A 19,565-nucleotide genomic window follows, 5' to 3' on the forward strand; every position below is an offset into this window, starting at 1 on the left:
GTAGCGGATAACCCTTCACTCTATCGGGTCAATAGCCGAAAACTGCCTCCATAATCCTTGTGAAGCCGGGAACAATCCCCAAATGGGCAAGGCAATTGCTCTACAATCTTCATTCTCCCGCTCGCGAGTGATTCATGGTTCCCCACCTCGTTACCGCGTTGAACGGTCCGCTGCTCGAACTCGAGCAGAAGATCCTCGACGCGACGCCTGCGATCGAACGCTGGTTCAGGCTCGAATGGCAGGAACACACCCCGCCGTTCTATTGTTCGGTGGACCTGCGCAATGCCGGCTTCAAGCTGGCGCCCGTCGATGCGAACCTGTTTCCCGGCGCATTCAACAATCTGCCGTCCGAAGTGCTGCCGCTCGCCGTACAGGCCGCGATGGCCGCGATCGAGAAGATCTGCCCGGACGCGAAGAATCTGCTCGTGATTCCCGAGTTGCCGACCCGCAACGCGTTCTATCTGGAAAACGTCGCGCGTCTCGCGACGATCATGCGCCAGGCCGGCCTGAACGTGCGCTTCGGCTCGCTCGACCCCGGCATCACCGACATGACGCCGATCACGCTGGCCGACGGCCAGAAGATCGTGCTCGAACCGCTCGAGCGTTCGCAGCGCCGCCTCGGCCTGAAGAATTTCGATCCGTGCTCGATCCTGCTGAACAACGACCTGTCGGCCGGCATCCCGGCCGTGCTGGAAAACCTGCACGAGCAATACCTGCTGCCGCCGCTGCACGCGGGCTGGGCCGTGCGCCGCAAGTCGACGCACTTCGCGTGCTACGACGACGTCGCGAAGAAGTTCGCGAAGATGGTCGGTGTCGATCCGTGGATGGTGAATCCGTATTTCGCGCACGTGGAAGGTGTCGACTGGCAGGCGCATGAAGGCGAGCAGGCGCTCGCCGACGCGATCGACGGCGTGCTGAAGAAGATCGCGCGCAAGTATCGCGAATACGGGATCAGCGAAAAGCCGTACGTCGTCGTGAAGGCCGACGCGGGCACCGCGGGCCGTGGCGTGATGACCGTGCACGACGCGGCCGAGATCGGCCGCATGACGAAGGCCGAGCGCGCGCAGATGGCCGAATCGAAGGCCGGCCTCGCGGTGCGCGACGTGATCGTGCAGGAAGGCGTCTACACGTTCGAGCGCGTCGGCGACGAAGTGGCCGAGCCGGTCGTGTACATGATCGACCGCTACGTGGTCGGCGGCTTCTACCGTACGCACGGCGGCCGCGAGCGCGACCAGAACCTGAACGCGCCCGGCATGCACTACGTGCCGCTCGGCTTCGAGCACACCGCGCTGCCGGATGCAGGCGCCAAGCCGGGCGCCGCGCCGCCGAACCGTTTCTACATGTACGGCGTCGTCGCGCGGCTGTCGCTGATCGCGTCGTCGATCGAACTGGAAAAGACCGACCCCGAAGCCATCCAGGTGTAACGGACCTTCGCTACGTACAGGACCCGCATGGACATTCTTTTTATCGCCGACCCGCTCGAGCATTTCAAGATCTACAAGGATTCGACCTACGCGATGATGGCGGAGGCCGCCCGGCGCGGGCATGCGGTGTACGCGTGCGAGCCGCGCCACCTCGCGTGGACGGGCTCGGCGGTCGAGGCCGACGTGCGGCGCATCGCGTTCGTCGGCGAACTGGACGACTTGCATCGCGACACCTGGTTCGACGTGGGCCCGGTCGACGCGCGCCGTCTCGAATCGTTCGGCGCGGTGCTGATGCGCAAGGATCCGCCGTTCGACATGGAATACGTGACGTCGACGTGGCTGCTCGAGCTGGCCGAGCGCGCGGGGGCACGCGTGTTCAACAAGGCGCAGTCGATCCGCGATCACTCGGAGAAGCTCGCGATCGGCGAGTTTCCACAGTTCGTCGCGCCGACGCTCGTCACGCGCGACGCGAAACGGCTGCGCGCGTTCCACGCCGAGCACGGCGACGTGATCCTGAAGCCGCTCGACGGGATGGGCGGGATGGGTGTGTTCCGCGTGAAGCCGGACGGCATGAACCTCGGCTCGATCGTCGAGATGCTGAGCCACGACGGCACGCGCTCGGTGATGGCGCAGAAGTTCATTCCCGAGATCAAGGCCGGCGACAAGCGCATCCTGCTGATCGGCGGCGAGCCGGTGCCGTATTCGCTCGCGCGGATTCCGCAGGGCAGCGAGGTGCGCGGCAATCTCGCCGCGGGCGGCCTCGGCGTCGCGCAGCCGCTGACGGAGCGCGATCGCGAGATCGCCGCGACGCTCGGGCCCGTGCTCGCGTCGCGCGGGCTGCTGCTGGTCGGCCTCGACGCGATCGGCGACTGGCTGACCGAGGTGAACGTCACGAGCCCGACGTGCTTCCGCGAGATCATGGAGCAGACGGGCTTCGACGTCGCCGCGATGTTCATCGACGCGCTGGAGCGTGCGGCCGCGTAGGCCGCCGCCCGTGCAACCCCGGCGGCGGCCGCGCAGGTCCCCCGTCGCCGGAGCCGCTTGACCGGCCTGCTACAATGCCCGCTTGCCCGGTGCCGTGATCGGCGCACCGAAGGCCCGGCGGTCGGGCCGACACTGTTGCAAGGCTGAACATGAAACGTTCCCCACACTCGCTACGCTCATTGCCCCGCCGCGGGGTATCGGCCCGCCAGGGGCGGCCGGGAGCGATCTGACATGGCCGGGATCCTGATCATCGCGCACGCCCCGCTCGCCACCGCGCTGCGCGACTGCATCGCGCACATCTACGGCGGCGTGCCCGCCCGCATCGGCTGCATCGACGTGATGGCCGACAGCGATCCGGCCCAGGTGATGGCGTTTGCGCACGCGGAACTCGCGCGGCTGCGCGAAGACAACGGCGTCGTCGTGCTGACCGACATGTACGGCGCGACGCCCGCGAACATCGCGGGCCAGCTCGCGAAGCTCGACAACGTGCGCGTGCTGGCCGGCGTGAACCTGCCGATGCTCGTGCGGGCCGTCTGCTACCGCACCGTGCCGCTCGACAAGCTGGTCGACAAGGCGCTGTCCGGCGGCGCGAAGGGCGTGCACGAGGTGTCGTCCGGCACGCCGCCGCCGCCGACGGAAACCGGCTGCGGCCAGTGCGCGCCGATTCCGCCCGAACCGCAGCCGCGCACCCCGAGCGAATCGCACTGAGCATCCGTTTTCCGTTTTAGACGACCCGCCGGCGCGCGCCGCCGGCGGTCCCGACCGACCCGACCGAGAATCATGCTTCAACAAGAAACCACCATCGTCAATAAATTGGGGCTCCATGCGCGCGCATCGGCCAAGCTCACGCAACTGGCCGGCAACTTCCAGTCGGAAGTCTGGATGACACGCAACGGGCGCAAGATCAACGCGAAGAGCATCATGGGCGTGATGATGCTGGCGGCCGGTATCGGCAGCACCGTGACGATCGAGACCGAAGGGCCCGACGAGCGGGAAGCGATGGACGCGCTGCTGAAGCTGATCGCCGACAAGTTCGGCGAAGGTCAGTGATCGCCGCGCGCGATCGTTGCCGTTTCGACTGAGAATGCCGCGGGTTTCGCGGCATTTTTTTCGTCGGAAGCATTGATGCGAAATGCGCAATGCTGCGGTGCATGCAGTCAGCAGGGAGTCGCGGAATTTATAATCGCTAACCGGGGTCATAAGCGCATCGCAGCAGTGTGCCGCGGCTTTACTTGTACAGAGGAGGTGCGCGTGTCCTTCACGCTGCATGGCATTCCCGTCTCACGAGGTATCGCGATCGGGCGAGCGTATCTGATCGCGCCGGCGGCGCTCGACGTCGCCCATTACCTGATCGAGGCCAACCAGATCGACGCCGAAGTCGAGCGATTCCGCACGGCGCTCGACGTCGTGCGCCGCGAGCTCGAAGCGCTGCGCGCCGACCTGACCGACGACACCCCGAGCGAAGTCGGCGCTTTCATCGACGTTCACACGATGATCCTGAGCGACGAGATGCTCGTGCAGGAAACCATCGACCTGATCCGCACGCGCCGCTACAACGTCGAATGGGCGCTGACCGAGCAGCTCGAGCTGCTCACGCGCCATTTCGACGACATCGAGGACGAATACCTGCGCGAGCGCAAGGCCGACATCGAGCAGGTGGTCGAGCGCGTGCTGAAGGCGCTCGCCGGTGCGCCGTCGGCGTCGCAGGCGCTCGACGGCGCGGCCAGGAATGGCACGAACGAGATGATCGTGGTCGCGCACGACATCGCGCCGGCCGACATGATGCAGTTCAAGACGCAGTCGTTCCAGGCGTTCGTCACCGATCTCGGCGGGCGCACGTCGCACACCGCGATCGTCGCGCGCAGCCTCGGCATTCCGGCCGCGGTCGGCGTCCAGCATGCGAGTGCGCTGATCCGCCAGGACGACCTGATCATCGTCGACGGCGACGCGGGCATCGTGATCGTCGATCCGGCGCCGATCGTCCTCGAGGAATATTCGTACCGCCAGTCCGAGAAGCTGCTGGAGCAACGCAAGCTGCAGCGCCTGAAGTTCTCGCCGACGCAAACGTTGTGCGGCACGAAGATCGACCTGTACGCGAACATCGAGCTGCCCGACGACGCGAAGGCGGCCGTCGAGGCCGGCGCGGTCGGCGTCGGCCTGTTCCGCTCCGAGTTCCTGTTCATGCATCAGAAGGAGATGCCGGAAGAGGAGGAGCAGTTCGCCGCGTACAAGCGGGCCGTCGAGTGGATGAAGGGCATGCCGGTGACGATCCGCACGATCGACGTCGGCGCCGATAAACCGCTCGAGGCGCTCGACGAAGGCTACGAAACGGCGCCGAACCCGGCGCTCGGGCTGCGCGCGATCCGCTGGAGCCTGTCCGAGCCGCAGATGTTCCTCACGCAGTTGCGCGCGATCCTGCGCGCGTCCGCGTTCGGCCAGGTGAAGATCCTGATCCCGATGCTCGCGCACGCGCAGGAGATCGACCAGACGCTCGACCTGATCCGCGAGGCGAAGCGCCAGCTCGACGACGCGGGGCTCGCGTACGATCCGAACGTGCGCATCGGCGCGATGATCGAGATCCCGGCCGCGGCGATCGCGCTGCCGCTGTTCCTGAAGCGCTTCGATTTCCTGTCGATCGGCACGAACGACCTGATCCAGTACACGCTCGCGATCGATCGCGCCGACAATGCGGTCGCGCATCTGTACGATCCGCTGCATCCGGCGGTGCTGCATCTGATCGCTTACACGTTGCGCGAGGCGAAGCGCGCGGGCGTGTCGGTGTCGGTGTGCGGGGAGATGGCGGGCGATCCGGCGCTCACGCGCCTGTTGCTCGGGATGGGGCTCACCGAGTTCTCGATGCATCCGAGCCAGTTGCTCGTCGTGAAGCAGGAGATCCTGCGCGCGCACCTGAAGGCGCTCGAAAAGCCGACGGCCGACGTGCTGGCCGCGTTCGAGCCGGAAGAAGTGCAGGCGGCGCTGCAGCGGCTGTCGGTCGCCGAGCCGCGCGCGGACGCGGCCGCCTAGGCGAGCCCGGGCGCGCTTGGGCGTTCAGCCGCCGCTGGCCGCGAACTGTAGCGAAGTGTCACGCAAGCGCGGTCCGGCGCATGCGTGATGCGCGCGTCAGTGCCGCCCGCCGCACACGGGGCAATCGGCCTGGCGGGCGATTTTCATCGTCGTCCATTCCATCCGCAGCGAATCGAGCATCATCAGCCGCCCGTTGAGCGTCTTGCCGATGCCGCCGATCACGCGCAGCGCCTCGGCCGCCTGCATCGCGCCGATGATCCCGACGGTCGGTGCGAACACGCCCATCGTCGCGCACGCGACTTCCTCGAACGGCTGGTCTTCCGGGAACACGCACGCATAGCAGGGCGCGGCCGCGTCGCGGAAGTCGAACGTGCTGATCTGGCCGTCGAAGCGCAGCGCGGCGCCCGACACGAGCGGCACGCCGTGCGCGACGCACGCACGGTTGATCGCGTGCCGCGTCGCGAAGTTGTCGGTGCAGTCGAGCACGACGCTCGCGTGCGGCACGTGCGCGTCGAGCCATGCATCGTCGACGCGCGCCGCGACCGCGTTCACCTTCACCTCGGGATTCAGTTGCGCCAGCGCGTCGCGTCCCGACTCGACCTTGCTGCGCCCGACCGATGCCGTCACGTGCAGGATCTGCCGCTGCAGGTTCGTGAGGTCGACCGTGTCGGCGTCGACGAGCGTGAGCGTGCCGACCCCCGACGCCGCGAGGTACATCGCGGCGGGCGAGCCGAGGCCGCCCGCGCCGACGACGATCGCATGCGCGTCGAGAAAGCGCTGCTGCGCCTCGATGCCGATTTCGTCGACGAGGATGTGGCGGGAGTAGCGAAGGAGTTGATCGTCGTTCATGGGCAGTCGTGGGCGAGGCGGGCGGACGTCCGTTATTTTAAGCGCGCATGAAAAACGGGCCATCGCGGTCTTCCCGCGATGGCCCGTCGGATACCGGCCGGCGCTTACTTCGGCGCGGAGGCCGGCTTCGGTGCGGAAGCCGGCTTCGCGGCGCTCGCGCCCGATGCCTTCGCGCTCGCGGCAGCCTTCGCGGCCGGGCTCTTCGTCGTGCTCTCGGCGAGCAGCGACTTCGATTCCTGGACCGGCTTGCCTTCGAGCTTGTTGAGCGCCTGCTGCATCATGAAGTCGTCGGCGCTGCCGAACTCGATCGGCTTACGATCGCGATCCTTCTGGCGCTGCTCCGGCGTCTTCTTGTCGTTCTGCTCTTCGAGCACGCGCAACTGATCCATCCGGCGCTGCTCGCGCTCTTCCTGTTCCTTCTTCTCGTTCGGATCCTGCGTGTTCGCGAGGTGGTTCGTGTAGTCGACCTCGCGCGTCACGAGCACGTCGTCCGGATCGCCGTCCGCGTACTGATCGACCGGCACGTCCGGCGTGATGCCCTTGTTCTGGATCGAACGGCCGCTCGGCGTGTAGTAGTACGCGGTGGTCAGGCGCAGCGCGGTGTCGGCCGTCATCGGGCGCACCGTCTGCACCGAACCCTTGCCGAACGTCGTCTTGCCCATGATCTGCGCGCGCTTCGAATCCTGCAGCGCGCCGGCGACGATTTCCGACGCGGACGCCGAATATGCGTTCGTCAGCACGATCATCGGCACGGTCTTGAAGACGGGCGGCAGGTTCTTCAGCGGATCGCCGTCGAAGGACGGCAGGCGATAGTTGTCGTACGTATCGCGGTAGACCTGCTTCGAATCGGGGATCTGGCCGTTGGTCGACACGACGACCGAGTCGGGCGGCAGGAACGCGCCGGCCACGCCGACCGCGCTCTGCAGCAGGCCGCCGCCGTTGTTGCGCAGGTCGAGGATCAGGCCCTTCAGGTTCGGCTGCTGGCGCGCGATGTCCTGCAGCTTCTGCGCGAGATCGGGCGTCGTGCGCTCCTGGAAGCTCGTGATGCGGACATACGCGTAGCCCGGATCGAGCATCTTCATCTTCACGCTCTGGACCTTGATGATCGCGCGCGTGACCGTGACCGGGAACGTGCGGTCGTCGCTCTTGCGGAAGATCGTCAGCGTGACCTTGGTGCCCGGCTCGCCGCGCATCTGCTTGACGGCCTTGTCGAGCGTCATGCCGCGCACCGGCTTGTCGTTGATGCGCGTGATCAGGTCGCCCGGACGGATGCCGGCGCGGAACGCGGGGGTGTCCTCGATCGGCGAGATCACCTTGACGAGGCCGTCTTCCTGCGAGATCTCGATGCCGAGACCCGCGAAGCGGCCCTTCGTCTGCTCCTGCAGCTCGTCATAGTCGGTCTTGTCGAGGAACGACGAGTGCGGATCGAGGCTCGACACCATGCCCTTGATCGCGGCCGTCAGCAGCTTCTTGTCGTCGACCGGCTCGACGTACTCGCGCTTGATCTGCCCGAATACTTCCGCGAACAGGCGGAGCTGGTCGAGGGGAAGCGGCGCCGTGGCGGTCTGCTCGGCCGAAGCGGAAACCTGCAGCGTGGCGAATACGCCCGTGGCGAGGCCCGCGGCAATCAGGCCGATGTTCTTCAAATTCATTCGCATAGAGAGTCGGGTGCGGTCGGGAAGCGCGTGGCGGTAGCGGGGATGTAGCGGACAAGTATAACTGTTCGTCCGATAACTCAGTGGAACGGCGCGAAAAGCGCCGCAACGGCCGCTGAGGGCCCGGCAGGGCGCCGCCGGGCGCGCAGCGGAGTTCGAAAGCGGATTCGACCGCGGCAGGGCCGCGAAGGTTCGCGCGGCGTGCGGGCCGCGGCCCGAACCGCGGACGGACGGCCGCGCCGGGACGCGGGCCGCCCGCCGCGACGGGCGTCAGCCCGCCTTGCCCTGCTTCGCGACGGCGGCCTGCGCCTGCGCGATCGCTTCCTGGTCGCCGAGGTAATAGTGCTTGATCGGCTTCAGGTTCTCGTCGAGTTCATACACGAGCGGCACGCCGTTCGGGATGTTCAGGCCGACGATGTCGCTGTCCGAGATGCCGTCGAGGTACTTGATCAGCGCGCGCAGCGAGTTGCCGTGCGCGGCGATCAGCACCTGCTTGCCGGCGCGCACCGCGGGCGCGATCGACTCGTTCCACAGCGGCAGCACGCGCGCGACCGTGTCCTTCAGGCATTCGGTGAGCGGCAGCTGCTCGCGCGGCACCTTCGCGTAGCGCGGGTCGCCGAACGGCGCGCGTTCGTCGGTCGGCTCGAGCGCGGGCGGCGGCGTGTCGTAGCTGCGGCGCCACACGAGCACCTGCTCGTCGCCGAACTTCGCGGCCGTTTCTGCCTTGTTCAGGCCCGACAGCGCGCCGTAGTGGCGCTCGTTCAGGCGCCACGAGTGGACGACCGGCAGGTACATCAGGTCCATCTTGTCCTGCACGTGCCACAGCGTGCGGATCGCGCGCTTGAGCACCGACGTGTACGCGATGTCGAACGTGTAGCCGGCCTCCTTGAGCAATTCGCCGGCCTGGTAGGCTTCATTGCGACCCTGTTCGGTCAGGTCGACGTCGACCCAGCCGGTGAAGCGGTTTTCCTTGTTCCACGTCGATTCGCCGTGGCGGATGAGAACGAGTTTGTACATGGATCTTGCGGTCGGTAGTGAGAGGGAAGCGGGGCGCGTCGCGCGGCGCCCGGTTCGGGCCCGCCATCGCGCAAGACGGTTATTTTATAATGGCAGGATTGTCCTCATCCGATTTCTCTTTTCCGGCGACATTCCGTGACGTTCTTTACCAATTACACGAACCTGGCCCTTATCGCGATCCTGCTGGTTTCCGGCGGCCTGCTTGCATGGCCGGCGCTGCGCCGCGGCCGCGGCGGCTTGTCGGCCGCGGAGGCGACGCAGCTCATCAATCGTCGCAACGCGGTCGTGATCGACCTGCGCGCCCCGTCCGATTTCGCGGCCGGCCATCTGCCGTCGGCGCGTCAGGTCGCCGCGGGCGAGATCGGCGCGAAAATTGCGCAGGTCGCGAAGAACAAGAGCACCCCGGTGCTGCTCGTCTGCCAGAACGGCCAGCAGTCGCAGAAGGCGGCGCGCGAGGTCGAGGCGGCGGGCTACGCCGAGGTGCACGTGCTCGAAGGCGGCGTGGCCGCCTGGCAGCAGGCCGGGATGCCGGTCGTCAAACAAGGAGTGGCGAAGTGAACAAGGTTTTGATGTACAGCACGCAGGTGTGTCCGTATTGCATGCAGGCCGAGCGCCTGCTGAAGCTGCGCGGCGTCGAGCAGATCGAAAAGGTGCTGATCGATCGCGATCCGGCCCGCCGCGAGGAAATGATGACGCGCACGGGGCGCCGCACGGTCCCGCAGATCTATATCGGCGACACGCACGTCGGCGGTTACGACGATCTGTCGAAGCTCGACCGCGAAGGCGGCCTCGTGCCGCTTCTGCAAGCGGCCTGATTAGGGCAGAATGGCCGCCGGCCGCGCCGCGGCTTGGGCGCGCACGATACATCCGTGGCGGCCGGCGAACAGCCGGGCCGCCCCGTCACCACTTTTAGGGAAACACCATGTCCGACGTCGAAAACCAACCGTTCTTCAACATCCAGCGCGTCTACCTGAAGGATATGTCGCTCGAGCAGCCGAATTCGCCGGCGATCTTCCTCGAGCAGGACATGCCGTCGGTTGAAGTCGAAGTCGACGTCAAGGCCGACCGCCTCGCGGAAAGCGTGTTCGAAGTCATCGTGTCGGGTACCGTCACCGCGAAGGTGAAGGACAAGGTCGCATTCCTGATCGAAGCGAAGCAGGCCGGCATTTTCGACATCCGCAACATTCCGGACGAACAGCTCGACCCGCTCGTCGGCATCGCGTGCCCGACGATCCTGTTCCCGTACCTGCGCTCGAACATCGCCGACGCGATCACGCGTGCCGGCTTCCCGCCGATCCACCTGGCCGAAATCAACTTCCAGGCGCTGTACGAGCAGCGTCTCGCGCAGCTTCAGCAGCAGGCCGGCGCCGCGGCAGGCGCGAACGGTGCGCCGAACGGCACGACGCTGAACTGACGTTTCACTCCGGACCGGTGCTGGGTATGAAAGTAGCCGTTCTCGGCGCCGGTGCCTGGGGCACCGCGCTCGCGGGCCATCTGGCCGCGCGGCACGATACGCTTCTGTGGGCGCGCGACGCCGCGCTCATCGCCGGGCTGCGGGCCCGGCACGAAAATTCCCGCTATCTCGACGGCATCGCGCTGCCTGACGCGCTGCGCTACGACGCCGATCTCGGCGCCGCGCTCGCGCATGGCGCCGCTCACGACGCGCTGTGCGTGATCGCCGCGCCGGTGGCCGGGCTGCGCACGCTGTGTCGCGCGATGCGCGATGCAGGCTGCGTGCCCGCGCACATCGTCTGGGTCTGCAAGGGCTTCGAGGCCGACACGCATCTGCTGCCGCATCAGGTGATCGCGGCCGAGCTGCCCGAACAGCGGAGCAACGGCGTGCTGTCGGGCCCGAGTTTCGCGCGCGAGGTCGGCCAGTCGCTGCCCGTCGCGTTGACGGTCGCGAGCGCGTCGGCCGAATGCCGCGAGCGAACGCTCGCCGCGTTCCATCACGGCGCGATGCGGATCTACACGGGCGACGACGTGGTCGGCGTCGAGGTCGGCGGCGCGGTGAAGAACGTGCTGGCGATCGCGACCGGCATTTCCGACGGCCTCGGCCTCGGGCTGAACGCACGCGCCGCGCTGATCACGCGCGGCCTCGCTGAAATGTCGCGGCTCGGCGTGGCGCTCGGCGGCCGCGCGGAAACCTTCACGGGGCTCACGGGCCTCGGCGACCTGATCCTGACCGCGACGGGTGACCTGTCGCGCAACCGCACGGTCGGCCTGCAACTGGCGGCCGGCCGCACGCTGAACGACATCCTCGGCGCGCTCGGCCACGTGGCCGAAGGCGTGCGCTGCGCGCAGGCCGTGCTGGCGCTCGCGCGCGCGCAGTCGATCGAAATGCCGATCACGGAAGCCGTATGCGGCGTGCTGTTCGACGGCATCGCGCCGCGCGACGCCGTGAGCGGCCTGCTGCGCCGCGACGCGCGCGCCGAATAGGCGCGGTCCGCGTCGCGCGCGACCGGATCGCCCGGCACGGTTGCGCCGGGCGCGCGGCGCCAAAAAGCGGGCTACGCTTGAACGGTCTCCCGCGTTCCGCGAGGTTGTCATGCTGCAGATCCATTCCACCACGCTCGATGCACAGCTCGTCGACATCACGACGCTCGACGTCGATGCGATCGTCAACGCCGCGAACGGCTCGCTGCTCGGCGGGGGCGGCGTCGACGGCGCGATCCACCGCGCGGCCGGCCCCGGCCTGCTCGCCGAGTGCCGCACGCTCGGCGGCTGCGACACCGGCGACGCGAAGCTCACGCGCGGCCACGGGTTGCCGGCGCGCTACGTGATCCACGCGGTCGGGCCCGTCTGGTACGGCGGCGCGCGCGGCGAGGCCGAGCTGCTCGCGTCGTGCTACCGGCGCGCGATCGAGCTGGCCGAAGAAGTGGCCGCGACGTCGATCGCGTTTCCCGCGATCAGTTGCGGCGTCTACCGCTATCCGGCCGAAGCCGCCGTCGACATCGCGGTCGGCACCGTCGCCGAGATGCTCGCGCAGGCGCCGAATCTCGCCCGCGTGGTGTTCGCGTGCTTTTCCCCCGACATCTACGACCTGTACCGCGCGCGGCTTGCGCGAACCTGACGGGCTCCGCGCCGCGGATTGCGCCAGCGAGCGTTACGCGCCGCCTTCGAAGCCGGCCTGGCGCCACGCCTCGAACACGACCACCGCGACCGTGTTCGACAGGTTCAGGCTGCGGTTGTCCGGCCGCATTGGCAGGCGCACGCGCTGTTCGTTCGGGAAGCGGTCGAGCAGCTCGGCGGGCAGGCCGCGCGTTTCCGAGCCGAACACGAACCAGTCGCCGGGCAGGAACGCATGATCGTGGAAGCGGCCCGAGCCGCGCGTCGTGAACGCGAACATCCGCGCGGGATCGGGCGCTTCGGCGGCGACGAACGCGTCCCAGTCGCGGTGCACGCGCATTTGCGCATATTCGTGATAGTCGAGGCCGGCGCGGCGCATCCGCGCGTCGTCGAGCGGGAAGCCGAGCGGCTCGATCAGGTGCAGGTGCGCGCCGGTGTTCGCGCACAGGCGGATCACGTTGCCGGTGTTCGGCGGAATTTCGGGAGCGACGAGGACGACGTTGAACATGTTTCGGTTTGGCTGGGGCGGCCGGAGCGGCGCAACGCGCGTGCATCCGGCCGGCCGGTTCGTGACGGCCGCGCGCGGGCGGCCGGCCTTTCCATCTAATTAATCCTTGGCGGTGCGCAGCGCAACCAGATTCGTCACGCGCACGGCGCCCGCCGCCTTCAGCGCCTGGGCGGCCGCCGCGAGCGTCGCGCCGGACGTCATCACGTCGTCGACGAGCGCGACGTGGCGGCCGGCGACGCCGCCTGCCACCGCGAACGCCGCCATCACGTTGTCGTACCGTCCGCGCCGATCGAGCCGCGACTGCGGCGCGGTGTCGGCGACGCGTGCGAGCAGGGCCGCGTCCGCTGGCACGCCGAGCCGGCGCGCGAGCGGACGCGCGATCGCCCATGCCTGGTTGTAGCCGCGCGCGACGAGCCGCCGGTGCGACAGCGGCACCGGCGCGACGAGGTCGAAGCCGCTCGCGCCGCGCGTATCGTCGACCAGCCGTGCGAGGCGGGCCGCGAATTCGCCGCCGAGCGCGAGCCGCGCGTGAAACTTCAGGCCGCGCGCGAGCCCGTCGAGCGGCGCGCGGTAATCGGCGAGGGCGAGCGTCGCATCGAACGGCGGCGGCGCGGTGCGGCACGCTTCGCACCGGTACGCGGCCGCGCGGCCGGTGCGTCCGCCAGCGGGCGATCGTGCCTGCCCGGCGCCGAGCGGCAGCGCGCACACGTCGCAGCGCAGCCGCGCTTCATTCCAGTACGCGGCATCGCAGGCGCCGCAAATTACGGTGTGTGACAAATTGCCGCACAACGCGCAGCGATTCGGCAACGTGACCGCGGCAACGCGCACGACCAGCGTTCGAACCTGCGACAAAACGACGCGCATCGTGCGCCCGGCGGAACCGCGGACCATCGCAACACTCCTGGCATGCCGCCTCAATGAAGCTTGCGAGGCGAGCGAGTATACTTCGGGCTCTTCGCCAGTGTGCCCGACATGTCCCCAGCTTCGACTTCAACCGGCCGTCCGGCCAATGACGCCAGGCGCCTGCGGCGGATCTTCGACCGCCGTGCCGCCACGTTCGATGCGGTTGCGTTCCTGCCGCGCGAGATCGCGCAGCGGATGAACGAGCGCCTCGAATACATCAAGGTGAGCCCCGCGGCCGTGCTCGATGCGGGCTGCGGCCCGGGCGACGACCTGCCGGCGCTGCGCGCACGCTTTCCGGAGGCGCCGGTGTTCGGCGTGGACCTGTCCGGCGCGATGCTCGCGCGGGCCGGTCAGCGCGAGGTCGAGCAGACCACCTGGCGCCGCTGGCTGCCGGCCTCGCTCGGCCGGGCGCTGGGCCAGCGCGGCCCGCGCGTCGCGCAGGCCGATTTCGCGGCGCTGCCGTTTCCCGGCGGCGCATTCGACCTGATCTGGTCGAATCTCGCGCTCCACTGGCATTCGCGTCCCGATACCGTCTTCCCCGAATGGCAGCGCGTGCTGCGCGTGAACGGGCTGCTGATGTTCAGCACGCTCGGCCCGGACACGCTGCGCGAGCTGCGCGCGGCCTGCGCGGACGCCGAAGCCGCGCTCGGCATCGCGCCGCCCGCCGCGCGCGTGATCGATTTCGTCGACATGCACGACCTCGGCGACATGCTCGTCGAGAGCGGCTTCGAGATTCCCGTGATGGACCAGGAAGTGCTGACCGTCACGTACAAATCCGCCGATTCCCTGCTGGCCGACGTGCGCCGCTGGGGCGCCTATCCGTTCGCGCGCACGGCGCCGCCGCACGCGGCGCGGCGCTTTCGCGCGGCGCTCGGCGACGCGCTGGACGCGCGCCGGCGCGACGACGGCACGATCCCGCTGACGTTCGAGGTGATCTACGGCCACGCGTGGAAGGCCGTGCCACGCACGACCGCCGAAGGGCACGGGATCGTGCGCATCGAGGACATCGGCAAGGGGCGCCCGAGGAATCGGTAAAGCGGTAAAGAGGGGTTTTGTTATGTCCGAAATTAGCGGTGCAAAGCGGGGTCGAATTGGCGGCTAAAACGGCCGGAAAGCTTGTCGCGCTTGGCTTGGCGGGCGATAGGCGCTTGCTTGTGGATGCCATTGAACCCGCCTATAATGCGTCAGCTTGTCGTCCCGGGGTCCCCGCAATACGGGCCGGCGAGTCCGATGCAGGCATGCATCGCATGCCATTCGCGTGAGGCGGCGATGGAAGCAGCGAACGTTTTGGCGGAGACGGCGGACAGCGAACCGGTCCTCGAAGACTGGCTCATGAAACGCAACTGTTCGGTGTCGCCGCGCCAGTTCGTGCTGTTTTACGCGTCGCTTGCGGGCTTCTCGCTGGCGATCGCGGCGTTGCTGATGTGGAGAGGGGCCTGGCTCGTCATGCCCTTCACCGGAATCGAGTTGCTGGCGGTGGGTGTCGCATTCGCGATCTATGCTCGCCATGCGGTCGACTACGAGCGCATCAGGCTGTTTCCGCACCGGCTCGTGATCGAGCGGATGGATGCGGAGCGGCTCACGCAGATCGAATTCAACCCGCGCTGGGTGCGGGTCGAGCCGGGTGCGACGCCACGCGATCCGATTCGGCTGGTGTCGCGCGGGCAGACCGTCGTGATCGGGCAGCATCTCGCGCAGTACAAGCGTGCGCAGTTCGCCGACGAGCTGCGTGCGTCGCTCAGGCGCTGCGGCTGACGAGGCGCGGTCAATGGCCGGAACAGGCCGGCGGCTTGCGACGGGGGAGGGTTTGAATGGAAATTTTGGGTAAGGATGCTATGAAAACAATCAAGCGAGCCCTCGCGGGCGTGCTGGCATGCAGCGGATTGCTCTTTGCCGGTGCGGCCCTGGCGGTCGGTGATAGCCCGGGCGGCCCCCGTGTCAACGAGATCAACTTTCAGCCGCCTGTCACGAAGATCGCCGAGGAGCTCTACGATCTCCACACGATGATGCTGATCCTGTGTACGGTGATCTTCGTCGGCGTGTTCGGCGTGATGTTCTATTCGATCTTCGCGCACCGCAAATCCAAGGGCCACAAGGCCGCCAATTTCCATGAAAGCACGACCGTCGAGATCATCTGGACGATCGTGCCGTTCGTCATCGTCGTGCTGATGGCGCTGCCGGCGACGAAGGCCGTCGTCGCGATGAAGGACACGACGAACGCCGATCTCACGATCAAGGTCACCGGCTACCAGTGGAAGTGGGGCTACGACTACGTGAAGGGCCCGGGCGAGGGCATCGGCTTCCTGTCGACGCTGACCACCCCGCGCGACGAAGTGATGGGCAAGAAGCCGATCACCGACACCTATCTGCAGGAAGTCGACAACCCGCTCGTCGTGCCGGTCAACAAGAAGATCCGCATTATCACGACCGCGAACGACGTCGTCCACTCGTGGTACGTGCCCGCGTTCGGCGTGAAGCAGGATGCGATCCCCGGCTTCGTGCGCGACACGTGGTTCAAGGCCGACAAGGTCGGCACGTTCCGCGGTTTCTGTACCGAGCTGTGCGGCAAGGAACACGCGTACATGCCGGTCGTGGTCGAAGTCCTGTCGGACGACGATTACGCGAAGTGGGTCACCGCGCAGAAGGCCAAGCTGGCGAGCGCCGCGGTCGATCCGAACAAGGTCTACACGATGGCCGAACTCGTCGCGCACGGCGAGGAAGTCTACAAGGCGAACTGCGCGGCCTGCCACCAGGTGAACGGCAAGGGCCTCGGCGCATTCCCGGCGATGGACGGCAGCCCGATCGTGAACGGCCCGATCGCCGCGCACGTCGAGCGCGTGCTGCACGGCAAGGGCGCGATGCCGTCGTGGGCGTCGCTGTCGGATCTCGACATCGCTTCGGTCGTCACGTACGAACGCAACTCGTGGGGCAACCACAAGAACGACCTGCTGCAGCCGAAGCAAGTGGCCGACGCACGCAACGGCAAGCTGCCGGAAGACACGGCGGGCGCGGCAGCGGCACCGGCTGAAGCGGCTTCGGCGCCGGCGCAAGCCGCGTCGGGCGCAGAGCAGCCGGCGGCGGCATCGGCCGCGCTGTCGACGATCTACTTCGAAACGGGCAAGAGCGTGCTGCCGGCCGACGCGAAAGCGGCGATCGCCGCAGCGGCCGACTATGCGAAGGCGCATCCGGACGCGAAGCTCGCGCTGTCGGGCTTCACCGACAAGACGGGCTCGGCCGACGCGAACGCCGAACTCGCGAAGCATCGTGCACAAGCCGTGCGCGATGCGCTGAAGGCAGCAGGCGTGGCGGAAGACCACATCATTCTCAAAAAGCCGGAAACGATCACGGGCGGGGCTGACGCGAAGGAAGCCCGGCGTGTCGAGATCGGCCCGGCGGCTTGACGTGTCGCTGAGTTAGTCGACGTATTCGCATTAGGAGATTCTCATGTCTAGCATCGGGCACGACGTAGCCGCGGACCACGCGCACGACGACCACGCGCACGAAGCCCCGCACGGCTGGCGTCGCTGGCTGTTCGCCACCAACCACAAGGACATCGGTACGCTGTACCTGCTGTTCTCGTTCATCATGTTCCTGTCGGGCGGCGTGATGGCGCTCGGCATCCGTGCCGAGCTGTTCGAGCCGGGCCTGCAGATCATGCGTCCGGAGTTCTTCAACGAACTCACGACGATGCACGGCCTGATCATGGTGTTCGGCGCGATCATGCCGGCGTTCGTCGGCTTCGCGAACTGGATGATTCCGCTGCAGATCGGCGCATCCGACATGGCGTTCGCGCGGATGAACAACTTCAGCTTCTGGCTGCTGCCGGTCGCGGCGGTGCTGCTGGTCGGCTCGTTCTTCGCGCCGGGCGGCGCGACGGCCGCCGGCTGGACGCTGTACGCGCCGCTGTCGACGCAGATGGGCCCGGGCATGGACTTCGCGATCTTCGCGGTCCACATCATGGGCGCGTCGTCGATCATGGGCGGGATCAACATCGTCGTGACGATCCTGAACATGCGCGCACCGGGCATGACGCTGATGAAGATGCCGATGTTCGCGTGGACGTGGCTGATCACCGCGTACCTGCTGATCGCCGTGATGCCGGTTCTGGCGGGCGCGATCACGATGGTGCTGTTCGACCGCCACTTCGGCACGTCGTTCTTCAACGCGGCAGGCGGCGGCGACCCGGTGATGTACCAGCACATCTTCTGGTTCTTCGGCCACCCCGAGGTGTACATCATGATTCTGCCGGCGTTCGGGATCGTGTCGCAGGTGATCCCGGCGTTCGCGCGCAAGACGCTGTTCGGCTATAGCTCGATGGTGTACGCGACGGCATCGATCGCGATCCTGTCGTTCATGGTCTGGGCGCACCACATGTTCGCCACGGGCATGCCGGTCACCGGCCAGCTGTTCTTCATGTACGCGACGATGCTGATCGCGGTGCCGACGGGCGTGAAGGTGTTCAACTGGCTCGCGACGATGTGGCGCGGCTCGATGACGTTCGAAACCCCGATGCTGTTCGCGATCGGCTTCCTGTTCGTGTTCACGTTCGGCGGCCTGACGGGCCTGATGCTCGCGATGGCGCCGCTCGACATCCAGTATCACGGCACCTACTTCGTGGTCGCGCACTTCCACTACGTGCTGGTGGCCGGCTCGCTGTTCGCGCTGTTCTCGGGCTGGTACTACTGGGCGCCGAAGTGGACGGGCTGGATGTACAACGAGACGCGCGGCAAGATCCACTTCTGGGCGTCGATGATCTTCTTCAACCTGACGTTCTTCCCGATGCACTTCGTCGGTCTCGCGGGCATGCCGCGCCGCTATGCGGACTACCCGGCGCAGTTCACGGACTTCAACCAGGTGGCGACGATCGGCGCATTCGGCTTCGGCCTCGCGCAGGTGTACTTCCTGTTCGCGGTCGCGCTGCCGGCCTACCGTGGCGGCGGCGAGCTGGAAAAGGCGTCGGACAAGCCGTGGGACGGCGCGACGGGCCTCGAGTGGACGGTGCCGAGCCCGGCTCCGTTCCACACGTTCGAGCAACCGCCGCACGTCGAATAAGTTTTACCGAGCGCTCCGCCGCTGCCTGCCGCGCAGGCAGGCGCGGCGGGCGCGAAACTGAAGTTTCAGATGACCCGGAATCCACAAGAAAGACGAACGCCCGAGCAGATCCGCGCGGGCAACAAGCGGCTCGGCCTCACCCTGCTCGTCATCGCCGCCGTTTTTTTCGTGGGTGTCGTGATCAAGCAGTGGTGGCTGTCCACCCACTGATGCAGCAACTGACGCAGTAGCGAGGAAGTCGTCGTATGTCGAAGCCGGAAGAGGGCGCCGTGGATCGCGCGTTCAATCGTTCGATGCTGGTGAAGCTCTTCGTCGTGGCCGGGCTGATGTTCGGTTTCGGCTTCGCGCTGATTCCGATGTATCGGGCGATCTGCCAGATCACCGGCATCAACAACCTGGTGCAGCGCGATGTCAGCGAGCGCGAGGTGAAGAATTCGCAGGTCGACTACAGCCGCACGGTGTCGGTCGAGTTCGATGCGAACGCACGCGGGCCGCTCGGGTTCAAGCCGGAGCACAACAGCCTCGACGTGCACCCGGGCGAACTGACGACGATCGTGTACGACGTGACGAACGGGCAGGGCCGGCCGGTCGTCGCGCAGGCGATTCCGAGCTACGCGCCGAAGCAGGCGACGGAGTTCTTCAAGAAGATCGAGTGCTTTTGCTTCACGCAGCAGACGCTGACCGCGAACGAGTCGCGCAAGATGCCGGTGGTGTTCGTGATCGACCCGAAATTGCCGAAGGACGTGAAGACGATCACGCTGTCGTACACGTTCTTCGAGCTGAATACCCCGGCCACGCCGGCCCCGGCGCAGCGCAGTACGGCGGCGGCGCAGGGTGCGGCGAAGCCGGACGCATGACGAAGGAGACGGGGCGATGACGGAAGCCAAGCGGAGCGGAACGTTCGGTCAGGCGCTGAAAGCGGTGCTGTGGTCGTTCTTCGGGGTGCGCAAGCGGCGCGACCTGGAGGCCGACGCGACGCAGCTCAATCCGCTGCACGTGCTGATCGTCGCGTTGATCGCGGCCGGCGTGTTCATCGGCGTGCTGATCCTGATCGTGCGTGCGGTGGTGGGTTGAGGGCGC

The 19,565-nt window shown here is 67.2% G+C and carries 22 protein-coding genes; 17 read left to right on the forward strand and 5 right to left on the reverse strand.

Annotation, left to right across the window (positions count from 1 at the left end; translation table 11 throughout):
* The first annotated feature begins 134 nt into the window (after positions 1-134).
* The 5 genes from gshA to ptsP all read left to right on the forward strand — a co-directional run bounded on the left by gshA (position 135) and on the right by ptsP (position 5,432).
* On the forward strand, positions 135-1,424 hold the full coding sequence (gene gshA / locus LGM42_RS21190; RefSeq protein ID WP_059576095.1) for a glutamate--cysteine ligase: 1,290 nt from the start codon (positions 135-137) through the stop codon (positions 1,422-1,424).
* A 27-nt stretch (positions 1,425-1,451) separates the two neighbouring features.
* Positions 1,452-2,408, forward strand: a complete 957-nt coding sequence (gene gshB / locus LGM42_RS21195; RefSeq protein WP_226233107.1) for a glutathione synthase — start codon at positions 1,452-1,454, stop codon at positions 2,406-2,408.
* Between the two features lie 231 nt (positions 2,409-2,639).
* On the forward strand, positions 2,640-3,116 hold the full coding sequence (locus LGM42_RS21200) for a PTS sugar transporter subunit IIA (protein WP_059576100.1): 477 nt from the start codon (positions 2,640-2,642) through the stop codon (positions 3,114-3,116).
* Positions 3,117-3,188: 72 nt separating this feature from the next.
* The gene (locus tag LGM42_RS21205; RefSeq protein ID WP_006477716.1) at positions 3,189-3,458 is read left to right on the forward strand and encodes an HPr family phosphocarrier protein; all 270 of its coding nucleotides are present in this window, start codon (positions 3,189-3,191) and stop codon (positions 3,456-3,458) included.
* 201 nt (positions 3,459-3,659) lie between these two features.
* Positions 3,660-5,432 carry a phosphoenolpyruvate--protein phosphotransferase gene (gene ptsP, locus LGM42_RS21210; RefSeq protein WP_060312566.1) on the forward strand — a complete coding sequence of 591 codons (1,773 nt, stop codon included), beginning with the start codon at positions 3,660-3,662 and terminating at the stop codon, positions 5,430-5,432.
* A 96-nt stretch (positions 5,433-5,528) separates the two neighbouring features.
* On the opposite strand, the gene LGM42_RS21215 is transcribed toward ptsP, so the two are convergent.
* From LGM42_RS21215 to gpmA, 3 genes are all read right to left on the reverse strand, one after another.
* Positions 5,529-6,281: a HesA/MoeB/ThiF family protein gene (locus tag LGM42_RS21215; RefSeq protein WP_060966614.1), complete on the reverse strand. Its 753-nt coding sequence runs from the start codon at positions 6,279-6,281 to the stop codon at positions 5,529-5,531.
* A gap of 104 nt (positions 6,282-6,385) precedes the next feature.
* Positions 6,386-7,939, reverse strand: a complete 1,554-nt coding sequence (locus LGM42_RS21220) for a S41 family peptidase (RefSeq protein WP_059642705.1) — start codon at positions 7,937-7,939, stop codon at positions 6,386-6,388.
* 267 nt (positions 7,940-8,206) lie between these two features.
* Positions 8,207-8,953 carry a 2,3-diphosphoglycerate-dependent phosphoglycerate mutase gene (gene gpmA, locus LGM42_RS21225; RefSeq protein WP_034208461.1) on the reverse strand — a complete coding sequence of 249 codons (747 nt, stop codon included), beginning with the start codon at positions 8,951-8,953 and terminating at the stop codon, positions 8,207-8,209.
* Positions 8,954-9,088: 135 nt separating this feature from the next.
* Between gpmA and LGM42_RS21230 the strand changes: the two genes are divergently transcribed.
* The 5 genes from LGM42_RS21230 to LGM42_RS21250 all read left to right on the forward strand — a co-directional run bounded on the left by LGM42_RS21230 (position 9,089) and on the right by LGM42_RS21250 (position 12,026).
* Positions 9,089-9,511 carry a rhodanese-like domain-containing protein gene (locus LGM42_RS21230; protein WP_040142128.1) on the forward strand — a complete coding sequence of 141 codons (423 nt, stop codon included), beginning with the start codon at positions 9,089-9,091 and terminating at the stop codon, positions 9,509-9,511.
* Positions 9,508-9,768, forward strand: coding sequence for a glutaredoxin 3 (gene grxC / locus LGM42_RS21235; RefSeq protein WP_006477722.1), 261 nt, complete (start codon positions 9,508-9,510; stop codon positions 9,766-9,768). Before LGM42_RS21230 ends, grxC begins: the two co-directional genes overlap by 4 nt.
* A 107-nt stretch (positions 9,769-9,875) precedes the next feature.
* Complete coding sequence (gene secB, locus LGM42_RS21240) at positions 9,876-10,367, forward strand: protein-export chaperone SecB (protein ID WP_059576108.1); 492 nt, start codon at positions 9,876-9,878, stop codon at positions 10,365-10,367.
* Between the two features lie 26 nt (positions 10,368-10,393).
* Positions 10,394-11,392 carry an NAD(P)H-dependent glycerol-3-phosphate dehydrogenase gene (locus LGM42_RS21245; protein WP_226094037.1) on the forward strand — a complete coding sequence of 333 codons (999 nt, stop codon included), beginning with the start codon at positions 10,394-10,396 and terminating at the stop codon, positions 11,390-11,392.
* Between the two features lie 109 nt (positions 11,393-11,501).
* Positions 11,502-12,026 carry an O-acetyl-ADP-ribose deacetylase gene (locus tag LGM42_RS21250; RefSeq protein WP_060312476.1) on the forward strand — a complete coding sequence of 175 codons (525 nt, stop codon included), beginning with the start codon at positions 11,502-11,504 and terminating at the stop codon, positions 12,024-12,026.
* A 33-nt stretch (positions 12,027-12,059) separates the two neighbouring features.
* Here the strand turns inward: LGM42_RS21250 and trmL are convergent, their stop codons facing one another.
* Together trmL and LGM42_RS21260 are read right to left on the reverse strand one after the other, a co-directional pair.
* Positions 12,060-12,530 carry a tRNA (uridine(34)/cytosine(34)/5-carboxymethylaminomethyluridine(34)-2'-O)-methyltransferase TrmL gene (gene trmL / locus LGM42_RS21255; RefSeq protein WP_059576117.1) on the reverse strand — a complete coding sequence of 157 codons (471 nt, stop codon included), beginning with the start codon at positions 12,528-12,530 and terminating at the stop codon, positions 12,060-12,062.
* 99 nt (positions 12,531-12,629) lie between these two features.
* Entirely contained in the window at positions 12,630-13,421 is a 792-nt protein-coding gene (locus LGM42_RS21260; RefSeq protein ID WP_226233108.1) for a ComF family protein, read from the reverse strand.
* An 81-nt stretch (positions 13,422-13,502) separates the two neighbouring features.
* On the opposite strand from LGM42_RS21260, the gene LGM42_RS21265 reads away from it, so the two are divergent.
* From LGM42_RS21265 to LGM42_RS21295, 7 genes are all read left to right on the forward strand, one after another.
* Entirely contained in the window at positions 13,503-14,468 is a 966-nt protein-coding gene (locus LGM42_RS21265; RefSeq protein WP_226233109.1) for a methyltransferase domain-containing protein, read from the forward strand.
* 195 nt (positions 14,469-14,663) lie between these two features.
* Positions 14,664-15,188, forward strand: a complete 525-nt coding sequence (locus LGM42_RS21270) for a DUF2244 domain-containing protein (RefSeq protein WP_059576125.1) — start codon at positions 14,664-14,666, stop codon at positions 15,186-15,188.
* Between the two features lie 56 nt (positions 15,189-15,244).
* Positions 15,245-16,834: a cytochrome c oxidase subunit II gene (gene coxB / locus LGM42_RS21275; RefSeq protein WP_099316848.1), complete on the forward strand. Its 1,590-nt coding sequence runs from the start codon at positions 15,245-15,247 to the stop codon at positions 16,832-16,834.
* Between the two features lie 43 nt (positions 16,835-16,877).
* Positions 16,878-18,485, forward strand: a complete 1,608-nt coding sequence (gene ctaD / locus LGM42_RS21280; protein WP_006477731.1) for a cytochrome c oxidase subunit I — start codon at positions 16,878-16,880, stop codon at positions 18,483-18,485.
* A gap of 69 nt (positions 18,486-18,554) precedes the next feature.
* A complete protein-coding gene (locus LGM42_RS21285; RefSeq protein WP_006486385.1) occupies positions 18,555-18,695 on the forward strand; it encodes a cytochrome oxidase small assembly protein in 141 nt (46 codons plus the stop codon).
* Between the two features lie 35 nt (positions 18,696-18,730).
* The gene (locus LGM42_RS21290) at positions 18,731-19,342 is read left to right on the forward strand and encodes a cytochrome c oxidase assembly protein (protein WP_034208453.1); all 612 of its coding nucleotides are present in this window, start codon (positions 18,731-18,733) and stop codon (positions 19,340-19,342) included.
* A gap of 16 nt (positions 19,343-19,358) precedes the next feature.
* Positions 19,359-19,559, forward strand: coding sequence for a DUF2970 domain-containing protein (locus LGM42_RS21295; protein WP_059576130.1), 201 nt, complete (start codon positions 19,359-19,361; stop codon positions 19,557-19,559).
* Positions 19,560-19,565 lie beyond the last annotated feature (6 nt).

Origin of the sequence: Burkholderia sp. AU39826, assembly GCF_020419965.1 — a bacterium.
GTDB classification, from domain to species: domain Bacteria; phylum Pseudomonadota; class Gammaproteobacteria; order Burkholderiales; family Burkholderiaceae; genus Burkholderia; species Burkholderia semiarida.